Consider the following 14,324-nt stretch of genomic DNA (forward strand, 5'->3'; position numbering starts at 1 on the left):
CTGAATAGACGGACTGTTAGTCGGGATTTCCAGTTGCTCACTGGTATTGTCTGAATAGTGGACCATGATTTTACTCGCCAGCCCTCCGGGATTTTTCACTGTCGCGAAAGCAGCCGCTCTGGTGGCTGAGATCCCATTCGTATTGATTAGCGATGTACTTATTGTCGAGCGCTCCAGCTGGGCAAACGCAGAAAGTATATACTGACCGTTGTTTGAGCTTGTACTACCAAGAGAAGAGCTTGGTCCAAAGAATACTTTGTACGCGCCTGCTGCTGGTATAGTAACTTTAAGAATTACCTCCACCCAGCCATTAAATATATTTTTTGAATTTACTAATGCACTTATAGTCCCCTTCGATACAACTGCTGAAGAATTCAGGCTTGTCATATCCACATAAAAACGCAATGTGTTGCTGAGAGCATTATTATCTTCGATTGTACCATGTAAAAAGGAGGTATTTCCCGACTTAACTACAATTTTAAGCGTATATTCAGTTGGGTTTAGCGTGGGGGTTATCATAACCCTTGAAAAGTTATCTGTTCTTGTTGCTGTAATTCTCTGAGCATAACTTGAGGAGATAATTCTTTCGCTTTTGTCAGTAGAGACACTTGTGCCAAGCAAGAACCATTTTGAAAAATCTATCGCATAAACAACAATATTATCAGACTGCACTTCAGGCTCATGCCTTCCAACTGCCACTCCATCTCGGTACTCAAGCGGCCATACGTCAGGTGCAGCGAACTGAATAGTTCCGTCAGCTGAGTAGTATGCATGGTTGCTTGCGCAGCTGAACGAAACCCGATAATCCAGTGCAGAGGAGGTAAGATCGATATCGCTAAGGTCAACCCACTCGCCAGGCGGCAGCGTCATAACATTAGCACCGGTAATAAATATTCCGTATGGAAAACTATCTGATGATGCGCCAAGCTCAGTCACACCAGGGATAAATAAGCCTTTCATAATTGCACCACAAGCGATGATAAATATTTCAAATAAAACCGGCATAGGCCACGCTATTTCATGGCTCTGGTTTTCTCTATTAAGGAGCTTCTGTAATGGCTACTTCGTTTTTGCTTCCGCTCTTTTACTGCGGCGCTCTTCTTTCTTCTCGGCGTTTGCCATGTCCATGAATGCCTGCATGATCGAGTTCCTCATCATGTAACTTACAAAGTGATGATTGACGCAGCCGTTGAGACGGAGTTGCTCGCCAAACTGATCAACCGAGGCCAGCACTTGCATCATGTCCTTCTCACCTTTCATGAACTCAGAGAAGTCGCGCCCCGCTCTGGAGGCGCATTCAATGACGCGATTATTCATCCTGGAAGCCCGGGAATCGTAATCTGCAGCTGGTTAGCTAGGGTATTGATCTCAGCGACCAGCACAGGCTTTGTATAGCGCCATGCAGCGAGGCCTTGTCCGCAGAAGCTCGCCATGTCTTTCTTCTGATCAAACTCATGACACTTCATGTTGAGCTGCGCACTTAAGCTGTTGCGGTGATGAAGCTCTCCGGTGAAGTAGTCATCAAGGACTTTATAGGCCGCGTACTTGAACCCGGGGTTTAACCAGGCCGCATAATCGTAAGCAACAAATTTACCGCCATAGGTTCCGCCGTGTACGCCGCGAGTCGTTAAAACCACAGATTCGTGGTTTTTCTTCAATTCGACCAGAAACTCCTTGGTCTGCTTGTTTCGCAGATAGTGGTACGGAGATTCAGCGTCACTTTTGCCACTGGCTTTCCACATATCGGTGAGGCAGATCATGCCGTCTTCACCGACACGGATTGGTTGATTGAAGAGGGTTAATGATTTCATTTCGCTGATACCTTTTGGTGGTTGAGCCTGTTCTCGTAGATATGGGCAGCCCAAGAGCGGTCAGCGTTACCACTGCCCTATCTCAAGCTCTACCCCGAAAGGCTCTTGGTTGATATGCGCACGAGAATGCGCGGGTTTACTGCAGGCGTAAAAAAGCCCCGCTATTGCGAGGCTCTTGATGATTCGATTTTCCTGATTGCTGCCTTATCCAGATTGCACTGCCCCAGCGCCGTATAGAGCTGAGCGTTTAACTCGAGACTTGCCTGCCATGTGAATGGCACGGCCATTCCTGGGATCGGTGTGTCTGCGGTCAGGTCAGCGCTTATCGGCACCACCGGTGCCGGGACGTAAACTGTCTGCGTATTCCCGCAGGCTGTCAGCAGCGGCAGAAGGAACAAGCTGGTTAGCACACGGATCGCCTTCAAGTGCCTGCCTGATGTAGACAATGCGCGTTTCGCCCTTTTGAGCCAGTTCGTTCTTTGCATTCTGGGTAGCCTGTGAGATGTCACGGATAAGGTTCATCGTGGTGATCACGTTGTTGGTGATCGCTTCCGATGTGTCTGCCCTGACCGTCGCCTTGTCGCGCTGGTCCTTGTAGGTGATGGCGTTGTCGCGGTAATGGTTAATCATCCAGGCCATGGAAACCAGCAGACAGATAACGAAAGCACAGATGATTGCTGTTAACCGGCTCATTTAACACCTTCCAGGCAGAGCGCCTTTTCTTTCCCTGCTCGAGTTACCAGACCAGGCAGAACCTTGCCGCCTCCCCATACCCAGCGAGGGAACTGGTTGCATGCCGCCGTGATGTCTCCACTTCTGAGAAGAGAGAACATCGTGGAGGTGCGCATGTTCCCACAGCCAGCACGAAACGTTACCGATACAGCTGCTGAGAAAGTATCGTCAGATAGCTTTCTGCCATTCCCGTAACGGTTAACGCAGGACTCAGCATCAAGGATGTTGCGCTCCCATTCGGCTGCGATCTGCTGGTCAGACTTAACGGTGCCAAGCTTCACGCCATGCGTGTTCCCCATACCGTCAGTCAGCACACCGGCCGGGCAGACATATGGATCTCGTCGGCAAGATTCAGCGTTGCCGATTAACACCAGCCCGCGCTCGTTAGTCCGGACGTGTCCCGCATTCATCACAATAGCGATGATCGTTCCTACGGAGCAGACAATGCCCGCCGCGCCGCTTTTCTTACTCAGTTTCAACTGTGCCACCGGAAATTCTCCGCATTGCCTCCGTAACCACCTCGGCGGCAGCCGGACGATCGGAGTGAGGTTTTTTACCTACATCAGATAAGTAGTTTTCCAGCAGCTGGGTTCGTTTCCTTTCCTCAGCCATACGCTCACGCTCTTCTTTCCGTTTTGCGTAATAGGTTTTTATCGTGAAGAACGCCGATACCAGCGCGCCGATAATAAAAACGTAATCCTGTAGGCTAAGCAAAGAGAACAGACCCAAGGCCGCCGACCACCAGTACGGCAGATCGTGTCCATTTGTTGGGTTCATACGTTGCATTCCACACCTCCGGGTCCGGGGTGCTGTGTGGTAGTTGGGAAAAGGCCGTCAGACACGATAGCTACGTGGCATCTGGAATTGATTGTCTGCGGCCTGAATAATAAACCTGGCGACAAGCCAGGAAGATGAGGGTAAGGCAATGTCGGCTCTCTGGCCGAAGGGTCCCAGGTAGTGGGTTCTGTGTGCGGCGTACCGCAAATAAAAAAGCCCAAGGTGTAAACCTCGGGCTAGAATTCTTTGTGTCGACAATCGAAGCTATGGCGACGATATCAGATTTACATGAAATATATGCGTTTCAATCCAGTTTTGCAAGACTTGAACCTAAATTTGTCGCCTTTTGTTGTGAACGTGATCGCGCAACCTGTAACAAAGCACCACTGTCCAGTCGCAGGAAGATGCGGCGCATCTCCACCCAGCGGTCCGTAAACGTCTCAGACCAGTTCTTTGGAGTTACCCCGACCAGTTTCGCCAGCACCTGATATTCGTACGTCTCACGCCCCGCCAGCTCTGCCTTAACGTCCTGCGCCGCCAGCCATATCAGCTTCTTCAGGCGCTCCATCGTTTTGCCGGCCACCTTCTTCTCGCCGAGTTGCTCCCGGAACTCTGCCCACGCCCACTGGGTGATCGCCACCTGGTATTCGAAGCGGATATTCTCGCTGTAGTTCCACAGCAGCCATGCTTTCTGGTGCTCCTCCAGCGACAGAACAGCGCGGCGCCACGATGCAGTCACGAACTCAACCGGCCCCACCAGCGCAATAGATGAGCCTTTGGCACGTGACTGACTGCCGCTCATCGGCGGCCCGTCCGGGTTGACCATGCGCTGCTTATCCTTGTCGAATACCTTTTTCCGTCCCCGACTGCGCGCCGTCGCGGTGAACTGTGCATTCTCGGCAAAAGCTACCAGTTGCCCTTTCGTCGCCCCGCTCAGATCTGCGGTCGCCACAATGAGCTGCTGACGTACGTATTCCAGTTGCTGACTGTTCATGCGGCTTCCTTATGTGGCTGGTTTGTTTTGGTCTGGCTGTGCTTTGCTACTGGCGGCAGGTTGGCGCGCTTAACGCTTTCTGCCTGGTACTTTTCGAAATCAGCTCTGGTCATGATTCCACCACTCCCGTGCTGACTTTCTGTATTCAGGGTTTTCTGTCTGACAGATAATTTCCGCTCGATCGCCGCTTATGAGTTCGCGAGCTTTCGCATACAGCCTTTCTCTTTTCGAAAGCTGCGTCGTTTCATACCAGGTGCTGGCAACGAACTTCCTCGCTTCAACTGGAGTGAATGACTTCATGCTGCCTCCCGCTGTTTTAGTACGCGAAGATCTGCCCTGGCTTTGGCGCGGATGCCGTCCAGCTCTTCACGGGTGTATCGGTGGGTTTCGTTGTTGGATTCCAGCGCCAGAACGCGCTCTTCGCCGATCAATTCGACCAGGGCGGCGCGGTACGCCTCGATGTTCCCGGATTTGTGGACGTTGCAGGCGGAGCATTGGAGCCAGATATTGTCCGGGTTAAAGCGAAGCTGTGGTGCGGCGGCCGTGGTGCGGTAATGCCCGGCATGCCAGGCAAAAGCGGTTTTTGTTCCACATGAGATGCAGCCATGCCCGGCGGTCAGCAGCATTTCGCGCCGCCAGTCGTTGACAGCGCGCTGAGTCATCTGCACCCAGTGACGGATCGGCTTCAGTTCATTGCGACGCGCAGCGCGCCTTTGGCGACCTGCTTTCTCTTCGGTGCGCTGACGCTGCGCTTCCTTCTGCTTAGAGGCTTCACGGGCTTTTGCGGTCTGTTCTTTGCCGATCGCGCTGGCGCAATCGAATGAGCAAACTACCTGCCCGTCGCGTACCGGGTGGAACCACTGGCGACAGGCTTTATGGGCGCACTTGCGGCGCGGTAACTTAGCCATGCGCTCTCCTCGCCGCGAGACGCAGCCATTTCTGATCTACCAGGCGGGCGGTGTAGCCTTTCATAGTCGGGATGTCGGAGGGCTTAATCGCGGGCTTGCGCTGGCGGCGCGCCGGAACGCGGAAGATTTCGTTTGTGATGACGCGTGCGAGAGGGTTATTCATGCAAGCCTCCCAAAGTAATCGCCACGATAACGGACATCGCGAAGTTGGATGTTCTGGCTGACGGCGAAAGCCTGGGTGTACTCAATCAGGCTTTTCATCCGTTTGATCCCCATCGATGAGGTGCTTTCGCGAATGGCCACCAATTCTCCCTCAAGTCCGGCAATAACCTTCCCCTGCCCTCCAGTGGCAATGGAGTGACCGGAAACCAAAATTGATTTCCACGACGGAAGCGACCACGCAGAGCCAGCCCATTGAATTCGATGCTTTGCCAGATCGCCGCAAAGCGCGTGGAACAGTGAATTCTGAGGAAGAGTGCGCTTAGGGTCGGCAAAACTCACAACTAGCGGGAAATCTGCGTTTACAGGCTGCTTGTTGATGTAGTCGATGAGGTTGCGGCGAACCTGCTCGTCGCGGAGATAAAATTTGATACTCATACGGCCTCCTTAACGGAAGCCGCAGAATGCAGATAATCGCAGTTGCATTTCTGCATCTGTGACAAGGTGAGGAGTTCAGATTGTGGTCGCATTTAAGTCCCCTTAAATGCGCAGAAGTCACCGGAGTTGTTCAGGCTCCGATGACATGATTATGACGGGTTGATTATGGAAAATCAATCAAGCTATGTTTAATCGGCGAGGTCATCATCTGTGACAATCATGAGGTTAAAGAATGAAATAATGTTTAACCACTGCGAGTAAATATCGCTCGTCATGCTGGTTAGCTCCTCTCCGTGAAAGAAGGCATCAGGCCCAACCTCATAGTTGAGCTCTTCAAAGAGCTCCATGTTTAATTGGCTAATGAAGAATTGCTTCAGACCTTTCATTGCATCCTGATTGTTGGTATCTGAGTAATTTATTATGCTCCCCATTGCCAAGTTCAAACATCGTACAATATTGGCTGCGTCATGAAAGCTCCATTCAGCCCCTTTCTTACCTTTTGAGTATGAATTAGCTCTCTCAGCGCAAGCTTTTAATGTCTCGTACAAATACTGCTTTCCTTGCAACTGCAAAGCTTTTTCAGACGTGGCACTGCTAGCTTCTGACGATCGCCAAGCTAAATAAGTTGCTGCTGCCGACGCGACAGCGGCAATGGCAGAAACTGCAGCTATACCAATATCCCAACCAGACATAAAAATCCCCTCGGTGTTTTGAGGGGATTATACATCACTTCTGCTGCGGTGCTGCTGGCAGTGGCATCCAGTGAGTAACAAATATGTGCTCAATGCAGTTCATTTGATTACCGCCACGCATGTCAAAAAACAGTCCGGAATGCTCATCGAAGTAAGATACATAACGGTATCCCATCTTGTTCTGAACAATTACTTCCTGCTCGTCTTCCGGCATCTGCTCACTGCAAGCCACCCAACCATCCGGAATCACCGGAGAGTTGCCAGACACGACATCGGCGCGAACATAGAGAGTATCGTCCTTGTGCTGATTGTCGCTGCACCATGTTAATTCGCTGAACTCTCCGTTCTCCGGCCATACTCCAGCAGTCTGAAGCCAGATATGCTCAGGCGCATCCTTGCATGGCGTATTGGCAGGCAACTTGTAAGCCGTCGTTACAGGTTCGACCTTTTCGTTGGCGTCACCAGAATGGTCAACCATAGCGAGCTTATCCTCGGTATGGTTGGTTATCGCTTCCTGAAAGCGTTCAAGCTCCACGTACTCCTGGCATGACCAACCGCCATCAATGAAATCACGAGCTTCAACAGCGTCGAAAGTGAATGATGTTTCGCCGCCAGTTGGTGAGGTTAAGCCGTACAGGTCTGCTACCGGCTTAAATTGCGTGACTGGTATGGTACCTTCATTGGTGAGGGTACCATCTGCACCCTGAAGCATGGCGGTGACAGCGTTGATAGCCTCAACTTGAGGCATCTCCATCATGCGATGATCGCTCGTTACTATGAATGGCTCAGAGTGCTTAAGCATGGCGGCGCGGCACTGATTGAATCCATGTGCCCATGCTGATGCAAGAGCCATATCGTCTTCGGTGATTTCCTCTGGAACATCTTCCCAGCAAACTTCATCAGGCACAGATACCGGCGCTGGCGGGGCGGTGTAGAGCGGCGTTACTTCTCGCAGCGGGTCGGCATAAGCATTGCCACTATCGAAGCTGACGTTGTTTTTTGCGCCGCCGCCTGACAGTAGCCACGCCACAGGCTCCGCTTCGAGCGATGCCAGCACGATACGCGCCAGCTCGTTCAGGATTGCCACATCAGCGTGACCGAGGGTGTAACCAGCTTTCAAATCGGCAACTGCTTGGACGGCATGTTTGTCGATGTTGCTCATTGGGCGGCTCCTTCAATGAGGAAAGTCATGCTTTCGAGTTTCTTTTTTTGCTTCTCAAGAGACTTTATTTTCGCCAGTCGACGACGCTCGCAATCAGCTAAAGCATCAGCCTCATTCAGCCAAAAATCCTTACCGTGAGCAGTTGTTAAATAGCACCCAGGAAGCCTGTACGAAGCCATTGTTCCGCCATGTGATACATCGGCCATAACTTTAAACGGACCACTTGAAAGCGCGTACTTTGTTACGATAACTTCAGTTAACTCTTGATTGCTCATACCCCTACCCTCCCCCAAACCATCAATACCCTTCTCATCGCCGGACTGTTTCGGCATTCCTGGCAGATCACGTTTGTTTCCGTCCGCTGAATTAACTTCGACTTGCCCTGCTTCATGCCCGGTATCGTGTCAGGGGCGAAGCGCATGCCGTAACTGGTCAGGCTGTACAGGCGCTGGCCGTATTTGCCTTCGCAGGAAATCAGGCCGTCGGCCAGCAGCGTGCTCACCGTCCCGGATATCTTTTTGGTGTCCATGCCGATAAGCGCTGCCAGTTTGGCGTTGTTCAGTCCTGGGTTGTTGCGCAGGGCTGCCAGCACCTGCTCACGGATTGTTATGGTCATCAGAAGCCCCCTTTCTTTTTCGGCTGCTGCTCACGACCGCGGCGTTCTGCGGCGGCGGCATGCTGGTCTGTGTCGTAAATTGCACCGTTGAGCTGATTGCAATAAACCGTACCGGTACTGCCGTGGCGGTTGAGTCGCAGGATTAACTCGGTTTCTCCAGGTGGCACGCTGTCATCGAAAGCACCTTCCCGGTGGATGCCAACCCAGTAGTCGCAGTCCTGCTCAATCTGTCCTGTGTCGCGGGAATCGCTCGGTAACGGGCGTTTATTCACTCGCTTCTCCAGTTCGCGGTTGAGCTGGGTCAGCAGCACGACGACGCAGCCAAGCTCTTTGGCGAGGTTCTTCAGACCTTTGGTGATCATCCCGTAGGCCAGGTCATTACGGTCGGCTTTTTCGGCGGTCATCAGAGTCAGGTAGTCAACCAGAATCATTCCTACGCAGCCCTTATCGCGCTTGATTCGGCGGCTTTCGCTAACGATGTGCGCCAGTGACAGGCCAGGAGTATCGTCGATGTACAGCATGTCGATTTCACTCAATCGCCCGGCGGTGGCGATCGCCTTCTTAAAGTCGCCGTCGTAATCGCCCTGGTACTGGTCATCGGCGTCATCCGTGGCTGGCATGTAAAAAATGCTCGGGTTAACTCCAGACTTCTGACCAACCAGTTTTTCGAGGATTTGGTCGCCCGGCATTTCGAGGCTGAACATCAGCGCTGGCTTTTTCTCACGAACTGCGCAGTTGATCGCCATCTGCCCGTAAAGGGTTGTCTTTCCCATCTTTGGCCTTGCGCCAATCACGAAAAGAGAGCCTTTAACCAGACCTTTCGGCGCCAGCAGTCGATCGAGTGACGGGATACCCGTACTCATGCCGCGCTGTTCGCCTGAAGGGTCAAAGCGTTTCTCCAGATCTGCTACCCAGTCATCCATAACCTCGCCAAACGATCTCAACCCACGGCGACTTCCGGTTTTTGAATGGTCTGCGAGCTGGGTGAAAATACCCTGAATGGCCTCGTACTTCTGCGTAGCGCTCATGCCGTTACGGGAATACAGCAGCTCAGTAGCTTCGGTCAGGCGGTTGATACCGTAGCGCTCCATTGCGGCTTCCCGGACTGATGCTGCGTAAGCAACGATGTTTGCAGCGCTGGGAGTGTTCTTGGCTATCTCCGCCAGGTAAGCAAATCCACCTACCTGCTCCGCGAGCCCTTTGCCTTCAAGCGCGTCGAACAATGTCAGACCATCGACTGGCTTGTTGTCGCGGAACATCTGGCGCATCTCGGCAAAGATCAGCTGGTGAGGTCGGCTGTAGAACGACTCAGGCTTGAGCATCCCCAGAACCTTCTGGACTCGCTCGCTGTTGTCATCATCCAGCAGCAGGCCACCGATAACGCTCTGCTCTGCTTCGAGGTTTTGTGGTACAGCCATGAAATCAGCGGTCATCACGATCCCCCTCGCGCACTTCGATGTAGAGCTTTTCGGTCAGAAACTTATCGAATTTCATGCGGCGCCAGGTCTTCCCGGATTTCTGGTCTGGTCGGTCTTCAAGCATCCAGCGGCAGTTCTGAGCGATGTAACGCAGATAACTTCTGAAACCGTCCATATCCATCGGCTTGCCGTCCAGGTTGCGGGCAATCTTGTTAGCCTTACCCCAGAAGGTGCGGATCAGATTGCGTCGCTCATCAGTGAGGCATCTCCATCCCCGGGCTTCAGGCAGTTCGTCTTTCAGGCATTGCCATACTTCATCGCATGACAAACGGGACTTTTTCTCTTCAGCGGGTTTCTGGTCATTTGCGACATACTTACTACCGTTAGGTAGTAAGTTATTTAATATATTGTTATCTGTGGACACTGGCTGGACATCGGCTGGACACTCCACCTCCACAGGCATTGATATAACTGCGTTTGCGCTGGACACCGGCTGGACATCGGCTGGACAAAAATTTGACTGATATTCGTCATATTTGACCACTTTTAGAACAGTAAAACGGTTGTTCGATTTGGTGGTGATCATGCCCAGATTCTGGAATTTACGGAGAAGTGATTTAACGCGATCAGCGGTCAAACCCGTTTCCATTGCCAGTGTGTTTCGCCCGGTAATGAACTCTCCGCGCTCGCAGATCACATCTCCAACATCAGTAGATACCAGTGTCTGTTCGTGATTAGCGCGCAGGAGCAGGTGAACCCATAAATGAGCCGCCTCAGCGTCCTTATAGAACGGCACATCCATAATTTTACGGTGCAGCAAGGCAAACCCCTTACCGTCATTAGTGCGCGGTTTCTGGAGCCTTCTGGCCTCTCTGGCTTCGGCTAAATTAGATACGTTACCCACGGCCACTCTCCTTACGCTTCAGCTCTTCCAGGATGGCGCGCATCTTCTCTGCCACAATCGGATTAACCGAGCGGATGAAGCGGTCGCGGGTTATGTTTTTATGTACAGCGGTATGGTAATAGCGTGGATTTTTTGCCATTATTCCTCCTGCAATGAGTGCACACGATTTGCATCTGAAGGCCAGTTCTGTTGACGCAGACTGGCTTTCGCCATTTTTGATACTTCCCATCACATAACTCCCGGCGCCATAGCGGCCAGACTTGTCACCACCGCAGCGATTGATTCAGTTGGCAGGAAGCGCAGCAGTGCTTCAGCAGCTTCTCTCACCTCTTTCTCAAGGCGTTGTATCGGCTGACCAAGTAACTTCGCCTGATGCGCTTCAGTGCACTCTTTCATGGCCTCGGCTATCAGTTCGGCCTCAGTCTTTGCGACAAGACCGAACTCTCTCGCCACTTTCTCGTTATCCCGCGCCATCACGTCGATAATGACGGGGATCAATAGCATCAACCCCTTGTCGTTCTTCGGGCCCGGATCGTTAATCATCCGGAAGAAGTTCTGCTTCGTGTTGTGTTCAGAACCTGCCAGTAACAACCCCTTCCCGCCGCGCGCCAGCCACTCTTTCGCAACCAGCTGAGAAATGTGAACCTGAGACTGGCCCGGCGTAGCTTTTTGCCAGGCCTTAACTGCCTCCCGTATTCGAGTTAGCTTACGGTTATTACGCGGAACACTTTGATAAATCGAAATCAACGGACGTTGTTCAAGTCCGGTACTCTGTTGATACGCAAGTGAATGCATTGCTTTCCCTTTCGTGGTTAGGGCCGCCGTTAAGCGGCATGGTTCTCTGGGTGTGGAAACAGGTCGGGAAGATCAGGTCGAATTTCGTGTGCCTTAATCTCGCCACCAGTAGCGTTTACGATGGCTGTTACTTTTTCCGGAGATACGGAACCACCGTTAAGCCACTTGTGAACCGCTGGCTGGCTAACGCCGCAAATATCTGCGAGTCGCTTCTGGCTGCCAACGATTTCTAAAGCTCGTTGAATAACTTTGTTCATGGATTTTACCTATCCGATTACTGGATTAATGAAAAGATAACCCAAGTTATGGGTATTGTCCATAACCTTTGTTATTTTACTCTACATAACCTCGGTTATATATTGATAAGATGAAAACATTTGCAGAACGACTGAACGCGGCTATGTCGGCCGCTGACATATCTCAAGGACAGTTGGCTGATAAAGTCGGTATATCCCAGCCTGCAATTCAAAAGATGACGTCAGGTAAAACGAGCGGCAGCCGTAAGATGGTCGAGCTAGCTCATGCTCTGGGTGTAAGGCCGGAATGGCTTAGTTCTGGAGTGGGGGAAATGCGGATTGATGGTAATGTGCCATCGGCAGCCCAACCGGTCTCGGAAACAATTGATGTCTTTCGGGTTGATGTTTTAGACCTGAAAGTAAGCGCTGGTCCGGGGTCTTTTATGATTTCTGAATTTGTTGAGGTCCTGCATGCTATTGAGTTCACAACTGAGCATGCCAGATCTCTTTTCGGGAACCGCACTCAAAATGATGTGAAGGTGATGACCGTAGACGGTGACAGCATGTGCCCAACGATTCAGTCGGGAGATCGCCTGTTCTTTGACGTTTCGGTGAGGAACTTCAAGGTTGACGGAGTATACGCATTTGTCTTCGGGCAGCACTTCCATGTCAAGCGCCTGCAAATGCAGGGCCTTCAATTAGCCGTGCTTTCAGACAACCCGGCTTACAAAGACTGGTATGTAACAGAAGAGAATCAGGACCAGCTCTATATCATGGGAAAAGCGCTGATCCATGAGTCGATAGCCTACAACAAGCTGTAGCAGTGGCTTGAAGAGACGGCTTGGTGATGAAAATTATGGGCTAAATCCGCCTCAAAAACCAAAGCTGGATGAGTATCACGGCAAGATTTGAGCAGGACAAACCGAGAGCAATCCAAGTTAATGTGCTTACGCTCTCCATATGGAAACCTCATGACGATTGACAGGATTCTTTCAATTATAGCAACCACAGTATCATTTGTTGCAATTCCTGCAAGTGGATTCATAAGTTACAGATACGCAATTTTAGGTGAGCGCCGTAAGGAATTTAACGCAGTTGCAGATAATATTCGCCATAAGTTGCGTGAACACCAGAGGCATATGGAGAAAAATATCTATCCATCTGGTGAGCATGTAGATATATCACAGAAGGATTTTGACACCCTAGCAGATGTTGCATATGAAAGAGATAGAAAGGCAATCCGTACATTGTGCGATAAGTATCAAAAATCCCTGCATGCCAGCATAACGGTTGATGAGTATGGCGACTATGAAATTTTAGGTTTTGATGAGGCTATGGGAGACCTAGCAGAACTTTTATCGCTCATCGAAAGGAAATAGTTGCAAAATAGCTACAACCTGTTGACCACACCACACCTCTCAGTTTTTCATTTGACCAGAAAATTCATGATGTTAAGATGATTCCGATTGCAATCAAAGGAAACATCAAATGAAAAAAGTAGTTCTTTTAGCGCTTGGAGCGCTTTTGTTGTCTGGCTGTACTGTTCGTGTGGCCGATCTGACCGTGGCAAGTACCAAAAATTACAACCTCAACGGTGGTAAGTTCTACAAAGGTAAGCGAGTTACTGCTGAGGACAGCTATCCAGTAATCATCTTCCCTACTGGCATTCCTAACGTCAAAACCGCAGCAGACCGTGCGATCGAGAAAGACCGCTGCGCTGTTGGTCTGACCGATGTTGTGGTAACGCAGCTCAACCACGCGTTTATCTTCGGTAAAATAGGCCTACGCGTAGAAGGCAACTTAGTCATTGACCGTAGCCTTCCTGGTTGCGAAAACGCGAGCTAAGTTTACTTCAACCCGGCCACCGCGCCGGGTTTTTTATTGCCCACCCATAAAGCTATCCCCCATTCTGCCGATAACTATCCAGCCTGAAGCTGATAACAATAACTATCGCAACACTACCTGCCCGCCCGTGCGGGCTTTTTTATTGCCCCTTCCTCACCAACTCCGCAGCATCCCTGTTAGCTCCCTTCCCTGTCACGTTTCCTGTTTCCTTCCGGTACTGCTTCAGCTTGTCGATGATGTTTTGCTGGGTCATGGGTAATTCAGCCAGTGACAATTCCATCACCGCCCGCCCCATCGCCTGAATTTTCATGCTTATACGCTCTTCATCCAGAACCATGCACATCCCTCCTGCTGTTTTTTTAAGCATAGCACTCATGATTTACAAAAATAAATTCATTTAGTTATCATTAATTTATAACTTATGTGATTGATATTATAAATTAGGTTATTGCCATCACTCATAACTAAGGTTATCTTTAATCCATCGAAACGAAACATCGACAGCTGAGCGAAGTTAGCCAGCGGCGAAGTGGAGATTCGGTCAGTCGAACGGCGCGACAGTAAACCATGCGTCGGACCATAGGCGGGCTCAGGAAGAGCGGCAATTATGGCAAAGCGATTTACCAACAGCTCTTTGCGAGGGGCTGACGGTAAACAAACAGAGAGGTGGAAATCATGCTTGGGTGTGAAAAGTGCGACCACGGATTCGTGTTCACCAGATGCTGTTCTGGTCTTGCTGAAATGTGTGGATGCGGCGGAATGCCGGTTCAGGCCACTAATTGCAAGCACTGCAATCCAGAGAACAAAGAACCAGATGACGCGGAGACTGAATCACTA

General features: G+C 50.9%; 26 protein-coding genes. 3 read left to right on the plus strand and 23 right to left on the minus strand.

The genetic code is table 11. The features are described 5' to 3' along the window. The 21 genes from ACOTXL_RS22425 to ACOTXL_RS22525 all read right to left on the minus strand — a co-directional run. The coding region (locus ACOTXL_RS22425) for a phage head spike fiber domain-containing protein (protein WP_421625858.1) at positions 1-1,005 on the minus strand (1,005 nt) is incomplete at its 3' end. 54 nt (positions 1,006-1,059) lie between these two features. Further along, a complete protein-coding gene (locus ACOTXL_RS22430) occupies positions 1,060-1,317 on the minus strand; it encodes a hypothetical protein (protein ID WP_045618193.1) in 258 nt (85 codons plus the stop codon). After that, the gene (locus ACOTXL_RS22435) at positions 1,314-1,811 is read right to left on the minus strand and encodes a KilA-N domain-containing protein (RefSeq protein WP_045618192.1); all 498 of its coding nucleotides are present in this window, start codon (positions 1,809-1,811) and stop codon (positions 1,314-1,316) included. The genes ACOTXL_RS22430 and ACOTXL_RS22435 overlap by 4 nt, the downstream gene beginning before the upstream one ends. A gap of 161 nt (positions 1,812-1,972) precedes the next feature. Beyond that, a complete protein-coding gene (gene lysC / locus ACOTXL_RS22440; RefSeq protein ID WP_234393269.1) occupies positions 1,973-2,221 on the minus strand; it encodes an Rz1-like lysis system protein LysC in 249 nt (82 codons plus the stop codon). Further along, positions 2,127-2,504 (minus strand): DUF2570 domain-containing protein, encoded by a 378-nt coding sequence (locus ACOTXL_RS22445; protein WP_045618190.1) that lies wholly within the window; start codon positions 2,502-2,504, stop codon positions 2,127-2,129. The genes lysC and ACOTXL_RS22445 overlap by 95 nt, the downstream gene beginning before the upstream one ends. Next, positions 2,501-2,953, minus strand: a complete 453-nt coding sequence (locus ACOTXL_RS22450; protein ID WP_228041333.1) for a lysozyme — start codon at positions 2,951-2,953, stop codon at positions 2,501-2,503. The genes ACOTXL_RS22445 and ACOTXL_RS22450 overlap by 4 nt, the downstream gene beginning before the upstream one ends. 55 nt (positions 2,954-3,008) lie before the next feature. Beyond that, the gene (locus tag ACOTXL_RS22455; RefSeq protein ID WP_032141950.1) at positions 3,009-3,329 is read right to left on the minus strand and encodes a hypothetical protein; all 321 of its coding nucleotides are present in this window, start codon (positions 3,327-3,329) and stop codon (positions 3,009-3,011) included. A gap of 295 nt (positions 3,330-3,624) precedes the next feature. Beyond that, complete coding sequence (locus tag ACOTXL_RS22460; protein ID WP_045626115.1) at positions 3,625-4,314, minus strand: bacteriophage antitermination protein Q; 690 nt, start codon at positions 4,312-4,314, stop codon at positions 3,625-3,627. Then, positions 4,311-4,427 (minus strand): hypothetical protein, encoded by a 117-nt coding sequence (locus ACOTXL_RS22465; RefSeq protein WP_086532012.1) that lies wholly within the window; start codon positions 4,425-4,427, stop codon positions 4,311-4,313. Before ACOTXL_RS22465 ends, ACOTXL_RS22460 begins: the two co-directional genes overlap by 4 nt. Positions 4,428-4,610: 183 nt before the next feature. Continuing rightward, positions 4,611-5,222, minus strand: coding sequence for a recombination protein NinG (locus tag ACOTXL_RS22470; protein ID WP_045626118.1), 612 nt, complete (start codon positions 5,220-5,222; stop codon positions 4,611-4,613). After that, the gene (locus tag ACOTXL_RS22475) at positions 5,215-5,385 is read right to left on the minus strand and encodes a NinE family protein (RefSeq protein ID WP_045626120.1); all 171 of its coding nucleotides are present in this window, start codon (positions 5,383-5,385) and stop codon (positions 5,215-5,217) included. Before ACOTXL_RS22475 ends, ACOTXL_RS22470 begins: the two co-directional genes overlap by 8 nt. Continuing rightward, entirely contained in the window at positions 5,382-5,819 is a 438-nt protein-coding gene (locus tag ACOTXL_RS22480) for a recombination protein NinB (RefSeq protein WP_045626121.1), read from the minus strand. The genes ACOTXL_RS22475 and ACOTXL_RS22480 overlap by 4 nt, the downstream gene beginning before the upstream one ends. Before the next feature lie 188 nt (positions 5,820-6,007). Further along, positions 6,008-6,511 (minus strand): hypothetical protein, encoded by a 504-nt coding sequence (locus ACOTXL_RS22485; protein WP_045626124.1) that lies wholly within the window; start codon positions 6,509-6,511, stop codon positions 6,008-6,010. 34 nt (positions 6,512-6,545) lie between these two features. Continuing rightward, the gene (locus tag ACOTXL_RS22490) at positions 6,546-7,673 is read right to left on the minus strand and encodes a DUF551 domain-containing protein (RefSeq protein ID WP_234393268.1); all 1,128 of its coding nucleotides are present in this window, start codon (positions 7,671-7,673) and stop codon (positions 6,546-6,548) included. Then, complete coding sequence (locus ACOTXL_RS22495) at positions 7,670-7,948, minus strand: hypothetical protein (RefSeq protein ID WP_045626126.1); 279 nt, start codon at positions 7,946-7,948, stop codon at positions 7,670-7,672. The genes ACOTXL_RS22490 and ACOTXL_RS22495 overlap by 4 nt, the downstream gene beginning before the upstream one ends. Further along, the gene (locus ACOTXL_RS22500; protein ID WP_045618181.1) at positions 7,945-8,289 is read right to left on the minus strand and encodes a winged helix-turn-helix transcriptional regulator; all 345 of its coding nucleotides are present in this window, start codon (positions 8,287-8,289) and stop codon (positions 7,945-7,947) included. Before ACOTXL_RS22500 ends, ACOTXL_RS22495 begins: the two co-directional genes overlap by 4 nt. Further along, a complete protein-coding gene (locus tag ACOTXL_RS22505; protein WP_045626127.1) occupies positions 8,289-9,722 on the minus strand; it encodes a DnaB-like helicase C-terminal domain-containing protein in 1,434 nt (477 codons plus the stop codon). The genes ACOTXL_RS22500 and ACOTXL_RS22505 overlap by 1 nt, the downstream gene beginning before the upstream one ends. Next, complete coding sequence (locus tag ACOTXL_RS22510; protein WP_045618179.1) at positions 9,712-10,611, minus strand: hypothetical protein; 900 nt, start codon at positions 10,609-10,611, stop codon at positions 9,712-9,714. Before ACOTXL_RS22510 ends, ACOTXL_RS22505 begins: the two co-directional genes overlap by 11 nt. Continuing rightward, the gene (locus ACOTXL_RS22515) at positions 10,604-10,750 is read right to left on the minus strand and encodes a hypothetical protein (protein WP_015571544.1); all 147 of its coding nucleotides are present in this window, start codon (positions 10,748-10,750) and stop codon (positions 10,604-10,606) included. The genes ACOTXL_RS22510 and ACOTXL_RS22515 overlap by 8 nt, the downstream gene beginning before the upstream one ends. An 89-nt stretch (positions 10,751-10,839) precedes the next feature. After that, on the minus strand, positions 10,840-11,406 hold the full coding sequence (locus ACOTXL_RS22520) for a toxin YdaT family protein (protein ID WP_001514165.1): 567 nt from the start codon (positions 11,404-11,406) through the stop codon (positions 10,840-10,842). 29 nt (positions 11,407-11,435) lie between these two features. After that, the gene (locus ACOTXL_RS22525) at positions 11,436-11,663 is read right to left on the minus strand and encodes a transcriptional regulator (protein ID WP_016042179.1); all 228 of its coding nucleotides are present in this window, start codon (positions 11,661-11,663) and stop codon (positions 11,436-11,438) included. A 110-nt stretch (positions 11,664-11,773) separates the two neighbouring features. Between ACOTXL_RS22525 and ACOTXL_RS22530 the strand changes: the two genes are divergently transcribed. The 3 genes from ACOTXL_RS22530 to ACOTXL_RS22540 all read left to right on the plus strand — a co-directional run bounded on the left by ACOTXL_RS22530 (position 11,774) and on the right by ACOTXL_RS22540 (position 13,487). Beyond that, positions 11,774-12,463: an XRE family transcriptional regulator gene (locus ACOTXL_RS22530; protein WP_016042178.1), complete on the plus strand. Its 690-nt coding sequence runs from the start codon at positions 11,774-11,776 to the stop codon at positions 12,461-12,463. 150 nt (positions 12,464-12,613) lie between these two features. Then, positions 12,614-13,021 carry a hypothetical protein gene (locus ACOTXL_RS22535; protein WP_032647519.1) on the plus strand — a complete coding sequence of 136 codons (408 nt, stop codon included), beginning with the start codon at positions 12,614-12,616 and terminating at the stop codon, positions 13,019-13,021. Positions 13,022-13,130: 109 nt separating this feature from the next. Beyond that, positions 13,131-13,487: a hypothetical protein gene (locus ACOTXL_RS22540; RefSeq protein WP_032647516.1), complete on the plus strand. Its 357-nt coding sequence runs from the start codon at positions 13,131-13,133 to the stop codon at positions 13,485-13,487. A 139-nt stretch (positions 13,488-13,626) separates the two neighbouring features. Here ACOTXL_RS22540 and ACOTXL_RS22545 read toward each other — a convergent pair whose 3' ends face one another. Together ACOTXL_RS22545 and ACOTXL_RS22550 are read right to left on the minus strand one after the other, a co-directional pair. Then, entirely contained in the window at positions 13,627-13,824 is a 198-nt protein-coding gene (locus ACOTXL_RS22545; RefSeq protein ID WP_045350990.1) for a hypothetical protein, read from the minus strand. A gap of 56 nt (positions 13,825-13,880) precedes the next feature. Next, positions 13,881-14,276, minus strand: coding sequence for a hypothetical protein (locus ACOTXL_RS22550; RefSeq protein ID WP_127341244.1), 396 nt, complete (start codon positions 14,274-14,276; stop codon positions 13,881-13,883). Positions 14,277-14,324: the final 48 nt, after the last annotated feature.

The sequence above is a fragment of the Enterobacter cloacae complex sp. IR5402 genome, from assembly GCF_049238125.1.
Classification (GTDB): Bacteria; Pseudomonadota; Gammaproteobacteria; order Enterobacterales; family Enterobacteriaceae; genus Enterobacter; species Enterobacter hormaechei_C.

Coding starts and splice junctions, on each gene's coding strand:
- ACOTXL_RS22470 (WP_045626118.1), bottom strand. CDS start 5,222: ATGGCTAAGTTACCGCGCCGCAAGTGCGCCCATAAAGCCTGTCGCCAG.
- ACOTXL_RS22500 (WP_045618181.1), bottom strand. CDS start 8,289: ATGACCATAACAATCCGTGAGCAGGTGCTGGCAGCCCTGCGCAACAAC.
- ACOTXL_RS22480 (WP_045626121.1), bottom strand. CDS start 5,819: ATGAGTATCAAATTTTATCTCCGCGACGAGCAGGTTCGCCGCAACCTC.
- ACOTXL_RS22545 (WP_045350990.1), bottom strand. CDS start 13,824: ATGGTTCTGGATGAAGAGCGTATAAGCATGAAAATTCAGGCGATGGGG.
- ACOTXL_RS22490 (WP_234393268.1), bottom strand. CDS start 7,673: ATGAGCAACATCGACAAACATGCCGTCCAAGCAGTTGCCGATTTGAAA.
- ACOTXL_RS22475 (WP_045626120.1), bottom strand. CDS start 5,385: ATGAATAACCCTCTCGCACGCGTCATCACAAACGAAATCTTCCGCGTT.
- ACOTXL_RS22530 (WP_016042178.1), top strand. CDS start 11,774: ATGAAAACATTTGCAGAACGACTGAACGCGGCTATGTCGGCCGCTGAC.
- ACOTXL_RS22525 (WP_016042179.1), bottom strand. CDS start 11,663: ATGAACAAAGTTATTCAACGAGCTTTAGAAATCGTTGGCAGCCAGAAG.
- ACOTXL_RS22485 (WP_045626124.1), bottom strand. CDS start 6,511: ATGTCTGGTTGGGATATTGGTATAGCTGCAGTTTCTGCCATTGCCGCT.
- ACOTXL_RS22515 (WP_015571544.1), bottom strand. CDS start 10,750: ATGGCAAAAAATCCACGCTATTACCATACCGCTGTACATAAAAACATA.
- ACOTXL_RS22455 (WP_032141950.1), bottom strand. CDS start 3,329: ATGCAACGTATGAACCCAACAAATGGACACGATCTGCCGTACTGGTGG.
- ACOTXL_RS22450 (WP_228041333.1), bottom strand. CDS start 2,953: ATGAATGCGGGACACGTCCGGACTAACGAGCGCGGGCTGGTGTTAATC.
- ACOTXL_RS22430 (WP_045618193.1), bottom strand. CDS start 1,317: ATGAATAATCGCGTCATTGAATGCGCCTCCAGAGCGGGGCGCGACTTC.
- ACOTXL_RS22535 (WP_032647519.1), top strand. CDS start 12,614: ATGACGATTGACAGGATTCTTTCAATTATAGCAACCACAGTATCATTT.
- ACOTXL_RS22435 (WP_045618192.1), bottom strand. CDS start 1,811: ATGAAATCATTAACCCTCTTCAATCAACCAATCCGTGTCGGTGAAGAC.
- ACOTXL_RS22495 (WP_045626126.1), bottom strand. CDS start 7,948: ATGAGCAATCAAGAGTTAACTGAAGTTATCGTAACAAAGTACGCGCTT.
- ACOTXL_RS22540 (WP_032647516.1), top strand. CDS start 13,131: ATGAAAAAAGTAGTTCTTTTAGCGCTTGGAGCGCTTTTGTTGTCTGGC.
- ACOTXL_RS22505 (WP_045626127.1), bottom strand. CDS start 9,722: ATGACCGCTGATTTCATGGCTGTACCACAAAACCTCGAAGCAGAGCAG.
- ACOTXL_RS22460 (WP_045626115.1), bottom strand. CDS start 4,314: ATGAACAGTCAGCAACTGGAATACGTACGTCAGCAGCTCATTGTGGCG.
- ACOTXL_RS22445 (WP_045618190.1), bottom strand. CDS start 2,504: ATGAGCCGGTTAACAGCAATCATCTGTGCTTTCGTTATCTGTCTGCTG.
- ACOTXL_RS22465 (WP_086532012.1), bottom strand. CDS start 4,427: ATGACCAGAGCTGATTTCGAAAAGTACCAGGCAGAAAGCGTTAAGCGC.
- ACOTXL_RS22520 (WP_001514165.1), bottom strand. CDS start 11,406: ATGCATTCACTTGCGTATCAACAGAGTACCGGACTTGAACAACGTCCG.